Origin of the sequence: Streptomyces sp. NPDC004284 (genome assembly GCF_042874035.1) — a bacterium.
Classification (GTDB): domain Bacteria; phylum Actinomycetota; class Actinomycetes; order Streptomycetales; family Streptomycetaceae; genus Streptomyces.
The window spans coordinates 20660-33832 of sequence record NZ_JBIAMJ010000023.1; the positions used below are offsets into that span (position 1 = coordinate 20660).

General features: G+C 73.9%; 15 protein-coding genes and 1 pseudogene. 7 read left to right on the forward strand and 9 right to left on the reverse strand.

Annotation, left to right across the window (positions count from 1 at the left end; genetic code table 11):
- Nucleotides 1-38: 38 nt before the first annotated feature.
- From ACFYUS_RS35955 to ACFYUS_RS35965, 3 genes are all read left to right on the forward strand, one after another.
- A complete protein-coding gene (locus ACFYUS_RS35955) occupies nt 39-2570 on the forward strand; it encodes a SpoIIE family protein phosphatase (protein WP_388861932.1) in 2532 nt (843 codons plus the stop codon).
- A 123-nt stretch (nt 2571-2693) separates the two neighbouring features.
- Nucleotides 2694-2942, forward strand: coding sequence for a type B 50S ribosomal protein L31 (locus tag ACFYUS_RS35960; protein ID WP_388861934.1), 249 nt, complete (start codon nt 2694-2696; stop codon nt 2940-2942).
- A gap of 120 nt (nt 2943-3062) precedes the next feature.
- Nucleotides 3063-3899, forward strand: a complete 837-nt coding sequence (locus tag ACFYUS_RS35965; protein WP_388861936.1) for an SDR family oxidoreductase — start codon at nt 3063-3065, stop codon at nt 3897-3899.
- A 116-nt stretch (nt 3900-4015) separates the two neighbouring features.
- Here the strand turns inward: ACFYUS_RS35965 and ACFYUS_RS35970 are convergent, their stop codons facing one another.
- From ACFYUS_RS35970 to ACFYUS_RS35980, 3 genes are all read right to left on the reverse strand, one after another.
- Nucleotides 4016-4510 carry a peptidylprolyl isomerase gene (locus ACFYUS_RS35970; RefSeq protein ID WP_388861938.1) on the reverse strand — a complete coding sequence of 165 codons (495 nt, stop codon included), beginning with the start codon at nt 4508-4510 and terminating at the stop codon, nt 4016-4018.
- Nucleotides 4511-4632: 122 nt separating this feature from the next.
- Nucleotides 4633-4845, reverse strand: coding sequence for a hypothetical protein (locus tag ACFYUS_RS35975; RefSeq protein ID WP_388861940.1), 213 nt, complete (start codon nt 4843-4845; stop codon nt 4633-4635).
- 7 nt (nt 4846-4852) lie between these two features.
- Nucleotides 4853-5506 carry a DUF6629 family protein gene (locus ACFYUS_RS35980; protein ID WP_388861942.1) on the reverse strand — a complete coding sequence of 218 codons (654 nt, stop codon included), beginning with the start codon at nt 5504-5506 and terminating at the stop codon, nt 4853-4855.
- 109 nt (nt 5507-5615) lie between these two features.
- Between ACFYUS_RS35980 and ACFYUS_RS35985 the strand changes: the two genes are divergently transcribed.
- A complete protein-coding gene (locus ACFYUS_RS35985) occupies nt 5616-6140 on the forward strand; it encodes a hypothetical protein (protein WP_388861944.1) in 525 nt (174 codons plus the stop codon).
- Between the two features lie 43 nt (nt 6141-6183).
- Here the strand turns inward: ACFYUS_RS35985 and ACFYUS_RS35990 are convergent, their stop codons facing one another.
- The 4 genes and pseudogenes from ACFYUS_RS35990 to ACFYUS_RS36005 all read right to left on the reverse strand — a co-directional run bounded on the left by ACFYUS_RS35990 (nt 6184) and on the right by ACFYUS_RS36005 (nt 8468).
- Nucleotides 6184-6678 (reverse strand): NUDIX domain-containing protein, encoded by a 495-nt coding sequence (locus tag ACFYUS_RS35990; RefSeq protein WP_388861946.1) that lies wholly within the window; start codon nt 6676-6678, stop codon nt 6184-6186.
- Between the two features lie 114 nt (nt 6679-6792).
- Nucleotides 6793-7011 (reverse strand): annotated as a pseudogene (locus ACFYUS_RS35995) (response regulator transcription factor); the annotation flags it as partial.
- 49 nt (nt 7012-7060) lie between these two features.
- Nucleotides 7061-7918: a YhjD/YihY/BrkB family envelope integrity protein gene (locus ACFYUS_RS36000; RefSeq protein WP_388861948.1), complete on the reverse strand. Its 858-nt coding sequence runs from the start codon at nt 7916-7918 to the stop codon at nt 7061-7063.
- A gap of 76 nt (nt 7919-7994) precedes the next feature.
- Nucleotides 7995-8468: a winged helix-turn-helix transcriptional regulator gene (locus ACFYUS_RS36005; RefSeq protein WP_388861950.1), complete on the reverse strand. Its 474-nt coding sequence runs from the start codon at nt 8466-8468 to the stop codon at nt 7995-7997.
- Between the two features lie 98 nt (nt 8469-8566).
- On the opposite strand from ACFYUS_RS36005, the gene ACFYUS_RS36010 reads away from it, so the two are divergent.
- Entirely contained in the window at nt 8567-9058 is a 492-nt protein-coding gene (locus ACFYUS_RS36010; RefSeq protein ID WP_388861952.1) for a PaaI family thioesterase, read from the forward strand.
- A 9-nt stretch (nt 9059-9067) separates the two neighbouring features.
- On the opposite strand, the gene ACFYUS_RS36015 is transcribed toward ACFYUS_RS36010, so the two are convergent.
- Both ACFYUS_RS36015 and ACFYUS_RS36020 read right to left on the reverse strand, forming a co-directional pair.
- A complete protein-coding gene (locus tag ACFYUS_RS36015) occupies nt 9068-9433 on the reverse strand; it encodes a luciferase family protein (protein WP_388861954.1) in 366 nt (121 codons plus the stop codon).
- A gap of 136 nt (nt 9434-9569) precedes the next feature.
- Complete coding sequence (locus ACFYUS_RS36020) at nt 9570-10679, reverse strand: PP2C family protein-serine/threonine phosphatase (protein ID WP_388861956.1); 1110 nt, start codon at nt 10677-10679, stop codon at nt 9570-9572.
- A gap of 179 nt (nt 10680-10858) precedes the next feature.
- Here ACFYUS_RS36020 and ACFYUS_RS36025 point away from each other — a divergent pair, with 179 nt between their 5' ends.
- Complete coding sequence (locus ACFYUS_RS36025) at nt 10859-11746, forward strand: AAA family ATPase (RefSeq protein WP_388861958.1); 888 nt, start codon at nt 10859-10861, stop codon at nt 11744-11746.
- Nucleotides 11743-13140 (forward strand): VWA domain-containing protein, encoded by a 1398-nt coding sequence (locus ACFYUS_RS36030; protein WP_388861960.1) that lies wholly within the window; start codon nt 11743-11745, stop codon nt 13138-13140. Before ACFYUS_RS36025 ends, ACFYUS_RS36030 begins: the two co-directional genes overlap by 4 nt.
- Nucleotides 13141-13173 lie beyond the last annotated feature (33 nt).

A 13173-nucleotide genomic window follows, 5' to 3' on the forward strand; every position in this document is an offset into this window, starting at 1 on the left:
GGATGCGGCCTCTTTCGCCTCGGGCGCATGCTGTCTGTGTGACCTCGTACGGCGCGTCCGGCCACGGCCCGGCGGGCGGCAGCGGGCTTCCGTCCGGGAACGGAGCCGACGACGGGCCTCCTTCCGGCGCGCTGACATGGGCCCTGGCGGAGGCGGCGCTCGCGACGGTGGAGGAGGTCGGCGGGTACGCGGGCGGGGTGTACCTGCGCTCCGGCACCCCGGGGCTGTTGAGGATGGCGGTCCTGGTGGGGCTCCCGGGGTCGTTGTTCCGTCCGTGGTGGCGGATGCACGCGAACCGGCCGTTCCCCGTCGCGGAGGCGCACCGCTCGGGGCAGTCCGTCCACCTCCCCGACGTCGAGGAGGCCATGCGGCGGTTCCCGCAGCTGGTGGCGAGCCTCCCCTTCCCGTTCGCCTCGCTGTACGCGCCGGTGGTCGCCGGCCGTGAGCGCTTCGGCGTGCTCGTGGCCCTGCGGGCGCCGACCCCGGGGATGCCGGTGGACGCCCGGGACCGGAACCGGATGACGCGGGGCGCGCTCCGCCTCGGCGAGGCCCTGGCGGACCTGACCCGGCAGGGGACGGAGGTCGAGTGGCCCGGCGACCCGGTGTGCGTGCAGCTGCCCATCGGTTCGGGCCCCCCGGTCCGGTTCGGCTCCTTCGCCTGGGACCTGGACACGGGCACGGTCACGCTGGACGACGGGCTCCTCGCCATCCTCGGCGCGGGCATCTCCTCGCCCTGCTCGATCGAGAAGCTGACGTCCCTCCTCGACCCCGAGGACGGATACGCGCTGTGGGCGGCGGCCCGGCAGGCGACGGGGACGGACGGAGGGCCGTCGGTCCGCAGGATCCGCCTGAAGGGCCCGGACGGCGGCCTGCACCTCCTCGAGGTGTCCGCGCGGACACGGCGGACCGCGCCGGGGACGGGTCCCCCGGGCGGCGGGCGGCTCGAAGGCACCCTCGTGGACCTCGGTACGGGTCTGGTCGGCTCGGACGCCACGGACCGGCTGCCGCGGGCGATCCTGGCCATCGACCGGCTCGGCCGCGTCACCTACGTCAACGAACGCACCGAGAGCCTGCTGGGCCGGCCGCGCGGGGCACTGGCGGGCCGGCCGCTGTGGGAGGCGCTGCCCTGGTTCGGCCATCCCTTCCACGAGGAGCAACTGCGCGCCGCCCTCCTCTCCGGAGAGCCGGTGCGCTTCCTGGCCCGGCCGGAGCGGGGCCGGTGGCTGTCGGTCTCGCTCCATCCGGGCCGGGACGGGGTGACGATGGTGCTGGTCCCGGAGGAGGATCCGGCGCGGGGCGCGCCGGACGCGGCGCACACCCGCAGGACGGACGACGTCCTGTCCGCGGCCGGTGACCGGGCGGCGGCCCTGTACCGGCCGGTGGCCCTGGCGATCGCGCTCTCCGAGGCGGTGACGGCGCGCCAGGTGTCGGCGGTGGTGACGGAGGAGTTGCTGCCGGCCTTCGGCGGGCGGCAGCTGGCGATCTACCTGCTGAGCGACCGGCGCCTCTACCTGGCCTGGGAGACGGGTTTCCCTCCGGGTTTCCTCGAACCCTTCGACGGGGTGGCCCTGGACACCCGGATGCCGGGCGTGGAGACCCTGACGACCGGCAGACCGCTCTTCTTCGAGTCCATGGAACAGCTGGGCCGGGCGTATCCCGACCTTCCGATGGACGCGCACTCGGGTGCGCGGGCCTTCCTCCCCCTGATCGCCTCGGGGCGGCCGGTGGGCTCCTGCATCCTCGGCTTCGACGAGCCGCGCGGCTTCAGCCCGGAGGAGCGGACCGTCCTCACGGCGCTCGCGGGGCTGATCGCGCAGGCCCTGGAGCGGGCGCAGCGGTACGACACGGAGTCGGCGGTCGCGCGGGGGCTGCAGGACGCGCTGCTCCCGCACCGGCTGCCGGTGCGGGACGGTGTGGACACGGTGGGCCGCTATCTGCCGGGCACGCAGGGCATGGACGTGGGCGGCGACTGGTACGACGTGATCGAGACGGACCAGCGGCGGCTCGCCCTGGTGATCGGCGACGTGCAGGGGCACGGTGTGGCGGCCGCGGCCACCATGGGGCAGCTGCGCAGCGCCGTCCGGGCGTTCGCGCTGGGGGGCCATCGGCCGCAGGAGGTGATGCGGGGCACCAACCGGCTCCTGATCGACCTGGACCCGGGGCAGTTCGCGAGCTGCTGCTACGTCCTGCTCGACCCGGAGACGGGTGAGGCGCGGGCGGTGCGGGCGGGGCACCCGCAGCCGCTGGTGCGGACGCCGGACGGGACGACGCGGCAGGTGGACCTGGCGGGCGGCATGGTCCTGGGGGTCGACGCCCGGGCCTCGTACCCGCTGACGCGGCTGCGGCTGGAGCCCGGGGCCGTCCTGGCGCTGTTCACGGACGGCCTGGTGGAGCGGCCGGGCCGCGACATCGACGAGGGGATCGAGCGGCTGAGCCACGCTTTCGCCGCGACGGGATCGCTGCCGCTCGCGGACACCGCCGACCGGCTGATCCGGGAGGCCCGGGCCGCCACGTCCCGGCCGGACGACATCGCGCTGCTGCTCGCGGCGCGGTGGGCGGAGACCGGTTGAGCCTTCCCGGGCCGTCACCCGGTCGGGCGCGTGGCGCTGGTCGGGGGCCGTGGGCACGGGGAGGCTGGGTGGTGCCGTGCCGATCAGGCCGGACGAGCCAGGGCGGCAGCCCGAGGAGGACACGTGCAGAAGGACAAGCAGCCCGAGTACGGCCCCGTGGTGTTCCGTGACCGCTCGGCGGGGTACGCGTTCCTGACCCGGTCCACCGCGACCAGCGACCGGACCATCGAGTGGGACGACGGCAACACGTACCCCGTGGTCGATGTCGAGATCTCCTCCGAGAGCCACCCGTTCTACACGGGCACGGCGCGGACCCTGGACTCCGAGGGCCAGATCGCCAAGTTCCAGCGCCGCTTCGGCGAGGAGGACTGACCTCCGGGAGATCCAGCTCGTGAAACCGGCCAGAAGATGACCGGTTCGCCTTCCAGGATGAGGTCACGAAGACGGCGGGGCGCTCGCGCTCCGCCACCGGATCCCTGGAGGGGGACAGCTGTGATCGTGGTGACCGGAGCGACCGGAAACGTCGGACGACCGCTGGTGGAGCTGCTGGCCGCGGCCGGCGAGGAGGTCACAGCGGTGAGCCGCCGTGCGGCCGAGGGCCTGCCCGCCGGTGTGACGCACCGACAGGGCGACCTGGCCGATGTCGACGGCCTCAAGGGGCTGTTCGAGGGTGCCGAGGCCGTGTATCTGCTCGTCGGGGGGCTCGGGGACGAGCTGCGTCCGCGCGAGATCGTGGCGGCGGCGGTGGCCTGCGGGGCGCGGCGGATCGTGTTGCAGTCCTCGCAGTTGGCGGGGACGCGGACCGATTCGGTGTCGCACGAGATCCTGCGCGCGTTCGAGGCGGCGGTGCGGGAGTCGGGTGTCGAGTGGACGGTGCTGCGGCCCGGCGGCTTCGCGTCCAACGCCTTCCTCTGGGCCGGGCCGGTGCGCTCCGCCCGTACCGTCATGGCGCCGTTCGCCGATGTGGCGCTGCCGGTGGTGGACCCGGCGGACATCGCCGAGGTCGCGGCCGTCGCGCTGCGCGATCCCGCGCATGGCGGGCGGACGTACGTCCTGACCGGACCGGTCGCGGTCTCGCCGCGCGAGCAGGTGCGGGCGCTGGCCGACGCGCTGGGCGCTCCGGTGGAGTTCGTCGCGCAGAGCGCGGGCGAGGCGCGGGCGCAGCTGGTGCGGTTCCTGCCGGAGGAGGCCGTCGACGGGATGCTGTCGGTGCTGGGCGAGCCCCGCGCGGACGAGCGGCGGGTGAGCCCCGACGTGGAGCGGGTGCTCGGGCGGGCGCCCCGGCCGTTCTCGGCGTGGGCGGAGCGGAACGCGCCGGCCTTCGCCTGAGGGGGCACACGGCGGAGGCGGGGGAAGCGGGTCCGCTGGACCGCGCTCCCCGCCCCGGCCGGACGGGTGAGCGAGGGCGCTGGCCCCCGCTCGGACCGTCGAGGCGATCGGGCGCCTTACTTCACGATGCCGGACTCGGCGATGGTGACCTTGGCCTTGGTGGCGCCGGACTGGGAGCCGTAGGACTCGATCTTCTTGACCAGGTCCTGGCCCTCGACGACCTCGCCGAAGACGACGTGCTTGCCGTCGAGCCAGTCGGTGACGATCGTGGTGATGAAGAACTGCGAGCCGTTGGTGTTCTTGCCGGCGTTGGCCATCGAGAGCAGGAACGGGCGGTCGTGCTTCAGCTTGAAGTTCTCGTCCTCGAACTTCTCGCCGTAGATGCTCTTGCCGCCGGTGCCGTTGCCGCGGGTGAAGTCGCCGCCCTGCAGCATGAACGCCGGGATGACGCGGTGGAACGAGGAACCGGCGTAGCCGAAGCCGTGCACGCCGGTCGCGAGCTCGCGGAAGTTCGTGGCCGTCTTCGGGACGACCTCGTCGAACAGCTTGAAGACGATGCGGCCCGCGGGCTCGTCGTTGATGGTGATGTCGAAGTAAACGTTGTCGCTCATGGGGACATCCTGTCATTAGTCGCGCACGGCGCGCGCACGGGCCGCCTCCTACCGGGTCACGGCGTGCCGGTGTCCCGCGTTCCTCCGGGAACGCGGGACACCGGTCGCCACCTGGGGCGGAGTCAGAGAAGCCCGCCCGCCTGCTGGTTCTGGAGGGCGCCCTCGGCGCCCTGGACGGTCTCGTGGAGGACGTGCGCCGTCTGGTCCTCCTGGAGGAGCCCCGTGGTGCCGGCGAGGGGGTTCTCGGTGGCGCTGGCCTGCGGCGGCGGGGTCACGATGGCGGTGACCACACCGGCGGCGAGGGAGGCGATGGCGAGCATGCTGCGCTTCTTCATGCCCTGGTCAACTGCTGAGAGGCCGTGGGGTTACGGTCGGGTTCGGATCCGGCCCCGGACGCCCGCGGACCCAGGCGAGCAGCAGGAGCGAGGCGACCGCCGCGAGGGCGCACCAGGTGGAGACGAACGCGGTGCGCCACAGGAGGGCGCAGACGGCCGCTCCGCCGCCGGTGACGAGCCCGAGGACCCGCAGGAGCCGGTCGCGGGCGAGGAGCAGGGCGCCGACGGTGGCGAGCAGGTATCCGGCGAGCACCAGCGGCGCGTACGGCAGGTCGACGGCGTAGCCGAGGGCGTGACCGTGGACCTCGGCCGAGACGGGGCGGGCGGCGAGGCGGTACGCGAGGACGGGGGCGGTCACGAGGCCGGCGGCGAGCGGCACGGACAGACGCGGCCGGTCCGCGGGGCGGGCGGCGGTCAGGACGCCGAGGGGCACCCAGAGGGGCAGCAGGGGCAGGGCGATCACGGCCCAGGCGAGGGTGGCGGGCCCGGCACCGCCCCCGGCGTGCCAGACGGCGGCCTCCACGATCTGGTGGGCGCCGAGGAGCAGGGGCAGGGCGGCGAGCGGCGCGTCCCCGGGGCGGCGTACGGAGGCGAGGGAGGCCACGCCGACGGCGCCGATCCCGAGGCCCGCCCAGAGGTCGGCGGTCGCACTCCAGCACATGAGGAACTTTTACCCCATATCGCTCATATCGGTGGGAACCGTATGGTTGTGGTGGTTGTCTCTGCCAGTGACTCCACTGTCCCCGGAACAGCAGAAATTGGGGGACGTCATGCAGCACCGCCACACCCTCGCGGCCGTCGCCGCGGGCATCCTGCTGACCTCCGGGATCGGCGCCACGATCCCGGCAGGCGCGGCCAACGCCCCCACCCCGAGCACCTCGACCCCGGCCACGGCCCTGGTCGTCAACACCCGCTGGGGCGGTCACGCCACCTTCGACCGGCTCGTGATCGACGTCCGGGGCACGCTGCCCCCGGTCACCGTCCATCAGGTCCGCTCGCTGCACTACGACGGATCGGGAAACAGGGTCCCGCTGGCGGGGAAGCACTTCCTGGAGATCAGGCTCTCCCCCGCCGCGACCCACGACGACGCCGGCCGGTCCGTCTACCGCGGCCCCCGGCTGGTCAAGATCCATCTCCCCGCGCTCAAGGGAGTCGCCCTGACCGGCGACTTCGAGGGCGTGGTCACCATCGGAGCCGCCTTCGACACCAAGCCCGAGTTCAAGACCTTCCGGCTGCACTCGCCGGAGCGGTTCGTCGTCGACATCGCCCACCCGATGGTGGGCTGCCGGGCCTGAGCGCCGCCCGGCCGGGGCCCGTCCCGACGGACGGGCCCCGCCGTCACGCTCCGGTCTCCACGTACACGGTCGACCCGGTCCTCCGTGCCCGGTCGATCTCGACGAGGTGGGCGAACTCGCGCGGGTGCATCTCCCGTTCCCACTCGTCCAGGGTGCGCAGGCGGTACTCGCTGTGCTCCTCCGGGTCGAGGACGACGGCGGCGATCTGCTCGTCCGTCAGCTCGCCGCCGTCGAAGATGAAGCCGATGTGGTTGGCCGGCCAGTCCTCGCCCCGGTCCGTGACGAAGTGGGTGGCGAGGAGGCGCGGCTCTCCGGTGAAGACGAGCCCGGTCTCCTCCCGGCACTCCCGCACGGCGGTCTCCCAGGGGGTCTCCCCCGGGTCCATGTTGCCGCCGGGCCACTGCCACGGCTCGTTCTTGTAGGTGGCCCGGAGCTGGAAGGGGCGGCCGGCGGTGTCGGTGAAGTAGAGGCAGGCGTACGCCGTCGCTCTCGGCAGGGTGTCGACGTACTCGGCGGGCGGCAGCCAGGTGTTCGCCATGGGCGGCTCTCTCTCGACGGACCGAATGGATCTCCTCCATCCAAGCGGTCCGGGGCGGTCCGGCCGGCGGCTCGCGAGTGGATCACCGGATCGTGTGAGCGACCGGAGCTTTCGGGAGGCGGAGACCAGGCCCGCCTCGTACGCGATGATCACGAGCTGCACACGGTCGCGGGCGTCCGGCTCGGCGAGCAGCCGGGTGACGCAGGTCTTCGCGGTGGCGATGCCGATGTGGAGCTCACCGGCGATCTCGGTGGTGGACAGGCCGCGCCCGACGAGGGTGAGGACCTCGCGCTCGCGGTCGGTGATCCCCTCCGCGCGGCGGCGCGGGCGTGGCCCTGGGGCGGTCGGTAGCTCCGTGGTGCGGCACCGGGACCAGTAGCGCTCAGAGGGGGCGCCGCAGCCTGCGGCGGACGAGGTGTTCGTGGACGAGGCGCCCGACGAGGGCGCTTCCGTACACGACGAAGCCGACGCCGACGAGCCAGGACTGCAGGACGAGGACGGTGCCGAACTGTCCGTACGTCACCGCGTTCGAGGCGATCAGCGGGGAGAAGACGAGCTGCGAGAAGATCCGCAGCCCGAGGAGGCCGAGCGCGGTGAGGACGGCGCCGGGCGCGAGGGCGCGCCAGCGGATGCGGCCGCAGAGCAGGAAGCGCTGCGACCACCAGAAGAAGACGAAGGTGCCGAGGACGTCGCCGAGGGCGACGACGGCGGTGACGCCCAGGGTCGCGTTGTCGGGTGCGGGGAAGGCGACGAAGAGCAGTAGGGACGCGACGAGGACGGCGAGCCAGACGACGTGTCGCCACATGGTGTGCCAGCGGGCGGTGGGGAGGTCCCAGACCCGCTCGTACCCGGTCTGTACGGCCGACCCGAAGGTGACGCCGAAGGCGGCGAGGGCGGCGAGGCCGAAGGCCGTGGTGCGTTGCAGGGCCTGTCCCGGCTGGCCGAAGAGCCGCTCGACCTCCTCCTGCGAGACGTCGGAGACGCCGAGGCCCTGCACCAGCCAGCGGGCGAAGCCGTGGCCGCTGGCGAGGTCGGCCGCGGCGACGACGATGAGCAGCGGGACGAGGGTGAGCAGGCTGAGCGCCGCGAAGCCCATGGCGCGGTGCATGAGTTCCATCGCCCGGCCCCGGCTCCAGGCGAGACCGACGGACGAGGTGAGGAGGCGGGCGTGGAGCCGCGCGGCCCAGTGGCCGTGTTCGGCGGGGGCACCGTCGCGCGGCGGACCGGGTGTGGGGGGCATGCCTGGTGAGGTACCCGGCCGGGCGCCCGGACATCGCAAGGGTGGGGCCGAACGGGTGGACGGATCCGGTGGCGCCTCAGGTTCGGCGGGGGCGGGCCGCCGGGCCCGGGCGGACGGTGACGTCGCGGGGTGTGAGGACGGCCCGTTCGTCGCCCTCGCACTGGACGACGACGCGGACGGGGGCGCCGCAGTCGGCGTGCCGGACGTCGAGGACGGGGCCCTCGGGCTCGGCGGCGTGGGTGTCGCCCCACTGCTTGAGGGCGAGGAGCACGGGCCAGAGGTCGACGCCCTTGCGGGTGAGGCGGTACTCGTGACGGGTGCGGGCGCCGGGCTCCCGGTAGGGCTCGCTGCGCAGGACGCCGGCGGCGACGAGCTTGCGGAGGCGGTCGGCGAGGACGGCCTCCGAGAGGCCGAGGTGCCCGCGGAACTCGTCGTACCGGCGGACGCCGTTGAAGGCCTCGCGCAGGATGAGCAGGCTCCATTTCTCGCCCACGACGTCCAGGGCACGGCGGACCGGGCAGTTCTCCGTATCCGTATCCAGCCAGTTCATCCGCCCACTGTAGCCACCTGGCTCTGTCGTTGACAGTCAGCGGACACGGAAGCTAGCTTCGCCTTACAAAGTCAGATGATCGGCGGAGTGGAGTGGTGATGGGGCGGTCACGCACGGTCGAGTGGGAGGACGCCGGGGCCACCGCGCGGGCCGCGATGTCCATGGCGGGCATCGACTTCCTGCGGGAGATGGTGGCGGGCCGGCTGCCCGCGCCGCCGATCGCCTCCCTCCTGGGCTTCGCCCTGGAGGAGGTCGAGCCGGGGCGCGCGGTGTTCGCGCTCGAACCGGGCGAGGAGCACTACAACCCGATCGGGAGCGTGCACGGCGGCGTGTACGCGACGCTGCTCGACTCGGCGGCCGGCTGCGCGGTCCACAGCACGCTCCCGCAGGGCATGGCGTACACCTCGCTCGACCTGTCGACCCGCTTCCTCCGCCCGGTCACGATGGACACGGGCAGGATCCGCGCCGTCGGCACGGTGCTGTCGCAGGGGCGCCGCACGGCACTCGCCGAGGCGGGTCTGTACGACGCGGAGGACCGGCTCCTCGGTCACGCGACCAGCACGTGCATGCTGTTCCCGGTCCCTTCGTAGGCGGCGGGTTCAGCGGGTGCCGGGGACCGGGCGGGTGCGGGTGCAGCCGTCCGGGGCGGCGTCGGGGACTCCGTTGGCCTGGAGCGCGGCGCTCACCAGGGTGGCGAGCAGATCGATGTCCGAGCCCATGTCCAGACGGACCGTCACCCAGCCGGATCCGGCCCGCAGCCGGACCGCGCTCGATCCGAGGAGCGCCGGGCGCAGTTTCGCGATCATGGCGCGGGTGAGGTGGACGTCCGCCTCGTGTTCGCCGTGGAAGTGGACGATCTCCTGCGTCCCGGTGCCCAGTCCGAGCTCGGCGCCGCAATGGGCGCGGCCGGGGGTCAGCGAGGGCCAGCTCATCAGACGTTCACTGGCATGCCTGGCCGTGTTCATACGAGGAGCGTGCCGGGCCCGGGGGCCACGCACAAGCGTCCTACCGAAAGAATCCCGCCGAGGCGCGAAACAAGCTGCCGGCGGGGGCGGTGTGACCGTGCGTCACGGCGGCGCGTGGGGCGGGTGTGACCCCGTGTCACGCTTCCGGGCGTGCGCGGATGCGGGCCGCGAGGACGGCCACGTCGTCCTCCGCGTGGTGGGCGTCGAGGCGGCCGAGCACCTCCTCGACGACCTGCTCGGGGCCGGAGTCCGCCGGGAGCCGGAGGTCGGCGAGACGGGCGAGCGAGACGTCGATGTCCTCGTCGCGCCGTTCGACGAGGCCGTCGGTGAACATCAGCAGGGTCTCGCCGGTGGCGAGCGGGCGCGTGGTGGGTTCGTAGCCCCCGATGCCGGTGCCCAGCGGTGGCCCCACCGGGAGGTCGACGATCTCCACGGAACCGTCCGCGCCGAACACGGCGGGCGGCAGGTGCCCGGCGTTGGCGAAGGTGGCGGCGCCACGGGCCGGGTCGATCCGGACGAGCAGGCAGGTGGCGGGGCGGCGGGCGTCGTCCTCGGCGACCACGGAGTCGAGGTGGCGCAGGACCCGGTGCGGCGGCAGATCGGTCGCGGCGACCTCGCGGAGCGCCGTGCGATAGGCGTTCATGTCGACGGCCGCGTCGAGCCCGTGGCCCATCACGTCGCCGACGACGAGGAGGCTGCGGCCGTAGTGGAGCCGTACGGTCTCGAACCAGTCGCCTCCCACGAGGGCGCGCGGACCCGCCGGGAGGTAGCCGCCCGCGATCTCCAGATTGGGATGCGGCCGGCCGGGTTCGGCGACGAGGGCGCGCTGGAGGTGGAGAGCGGTCTCCTCGGTGGCGACGAGCCGGCGGGCGTGGCCGAGGTGCCGGGCGGCGAGCCGGACCGCGTGCCGCAGGACCGCCACCTCGTCGGCGGCGAAGCCGGGGCCTCCGTCGCGCGTGACGATCACGCTCCCGAGGGGGTCCCCGTCCCGGACGGCGAGGGGTACGGCGAGGCTGGGGGCGCGGCCGGAGCCGCCGGTGGCCGCCGCTCCCGCCGATGCCGCGCGCCGGACCGGTCCCCCCGGTTCGTCGAGCAGGTCGATCGTGACGGAGGCGTGCAGGTGGCGGGCGAGGAAGGACGCGAGTTCACGGCAGGTGGTCGTCTCGTCGAGCGTCGTGCCGATCTCGCCGATCGCCTGCTCCATGGCCCGTGTCCTGCCCAGGAGGGCCTCGTCCCGTTCCGCCACGACACCTCCACCGCCGTGCGGGCCTCCGGGTGGTGCACCCGGTTCCCCCATTGCACCAGTGGCCGCCGCCCCGCGCACGGTACGGAGCTCGTGCGGGACGGTTGTGCGGCGGTGCCTGATCTGATCAAGTACAGCTGAGGCTACTGGCCAGTACGAGATTCCGCTCCCGGGGGGACAGCATGACGACCGGATCAGCCGTGACGACCGGATTCTTCAGCTCCGTCGACGACGTCGCCGAACGGCTCGCCACGACCGGCTACCTGGCGTCGCCGGCCGTCGCCACCACCGTCTTCCTCGCCGACCGGCTGGGCAAGCCGCTGCTCGTCGAGGGCCCGGCCGGCGTCGGCAAGACGGAGCTCGCCAAGGCGGTCACCGAGGTCACGGGAGCGCGCCTGGTCCGGCTGCAGTGCTACGAGGGCGTCGACGAGTCCCGCGCGCTGTACGAGTGGAACCACGCCAAGCAGCTGCTGCGGATCACGGCCGGGCGGGGCGAGTCCTGGGACGAGACGCGCACGGACATCTTCGGCGAGGAGTTCCTGCTCCCCCGGCCGCTGCTCACCGCCATCCGGTCCGAGGAGCCGACGGTGCTCCTCGTCGACGAGACCGACAAGGCCGACGTCGAGGTGGAGGGGCTGCTCCTGGAGGTGCTCAGCGACTTCCAGGTGACCGTGCCCGAGCTCGGCACGATCAGAGCGACGCGGCGGCCCTTCACCGTGCTCACCTCGAACGCGAGCCGCGAGCTGTCCGAGGCGCTGCGCCGGCGCTGCCTCTTCCTGCACATCGGCTTCCCCGAGGAGGAGCTCGAACGCCGGATCGTCACCCTCAAGGTGCCCGGCCTCGACGCCGCTCTCGCCACGTCCGTCGTGCGGGTCGTGGGGGCGCTGCGGGCCATGGACCTGCGCAAGGTGCCGTCCGTGTCGGAGACGATCGACTGGGCCCGCACACTGCTCGCGCTCGGCGCGGACCGGCTGGACGAGCGGGTCGTGCGCGAGACCCTCGGCGTCCTCCTCAAGCACCAGGACGACATCGTGAAGGCGGCGGCCAAACTCGACCTGGACGCGGTGTGAACCCGGCGGAGGCGGCCGGTCCGGCGACCGGCGCCGTCGAACGGCTCACCGGGCTCGTGGCGGCGCTGCGCGCGCACGGGTTCGGGATCGGGACCGGCGAGACCGTGGACGCGGGGCTCGCGCTCGAAGCCGTCGGCTTCACCGACCGGGCGCGGGTCCGGGAGGCGCTGGCCGCGACACTGCTCCACGGGGAGGGCCAGCGCACGGTGTTCGACCAGGTCTTCGACCTGTACTTCCCCCTCGGCGGCGCTCCCGGGCGGGCCGGGGCGTACGAGGACACCGCCGCGGACCTCGCCGCGCTCCGGGAGCGGCTCGCACAGGCCCTCACCGCCGGGGACGGCTCCGCACTCGACCGGCTGGCCGCCGAGGCGGTCGGCGGGTTCGGCGGGTACGGCTCCGGCCCGGACTCGGACGGCTGGTCCTCGTACCAGACGCTCTCCCGGCTCCGCCCCGAGACGCTGCTCGCCCGGGTGCGCGAGCGGCTGCGGGCGGCGGACACGGCCGGGGACCCCGAGTTCGCCGAGCGGCTCCTCGACGACGAGATCCGGCGGCGGATCGAGGCCTTCCGGGAGCGGGTGCGGACCGAGGCCCGGCGGCGTGTCGCCGAGCGGCAGGGCCGTGACCGGGTCGCGCGGCGGGCGGTCGCGGGCACGGCGGACAGCGTGGACTTCCTCCTCGCCGGGCGGGCGCAGCTGGACGGGCTGCGGCGTACGGTACGGCCGCTGGCGCGGAAACTGGCCACCCGCCTCGCGGCCCGGCGGCGCCGGGCGGCACGCGGGGAGATCGACCTGCGGCGGACGCTGCGCGGCTCGCTGTCGACCGGCGGCGTGCCGGTGCGCCCGGTCCTGCGGCGGCGCCGTCCCCGGCGCCCCGAGCTGGTCCTGCTGTGCGACGTGTCGGGGTCGGTGGCCGGTTTCGCCCAGTTCACGATGCTGCTCGTGCAGGCCCTGCACGACCAGTTCAGCCGGGTGCGGGTCTTCGCCTTCGTCAACCGGGTGGACGAGGTGACCGGGCTGATCGCACGGGGCGCCGCGGACCCGGCGGGGCTCGGCGACCGCATCCTCGCGGAGGCGGAGCTCACGGGGTGGCACGGACAGAGCGACTACGGGACGGCGCTCGGGGAGTTCGCCGAGCGGTACGCGGAGGCGGTCGGCCCGCGCACGGTGGTCTTCGTCCTCGGCGACGCCCGCACCAACGGCGCCGACCCCAACCTCGCCGCGCTCCGGCTCGTCGCGGACCGCGCGCGCCGGGTCCACTGGCTCAATCCCGAACAGCCCTCGCTGTGGGGCACGGGCGATTCCGTGGCCCCGGCCTACGCGGAGCTCGTGGAGATGCGCCCGTGCCGCAACGCCCGGCAGCTGGGAGAGCTGATCGGTCGCCTGCTGCCGGTGTGAGCGCGGCAGAGCTCGCCGAGCGGCGGTTTTCGC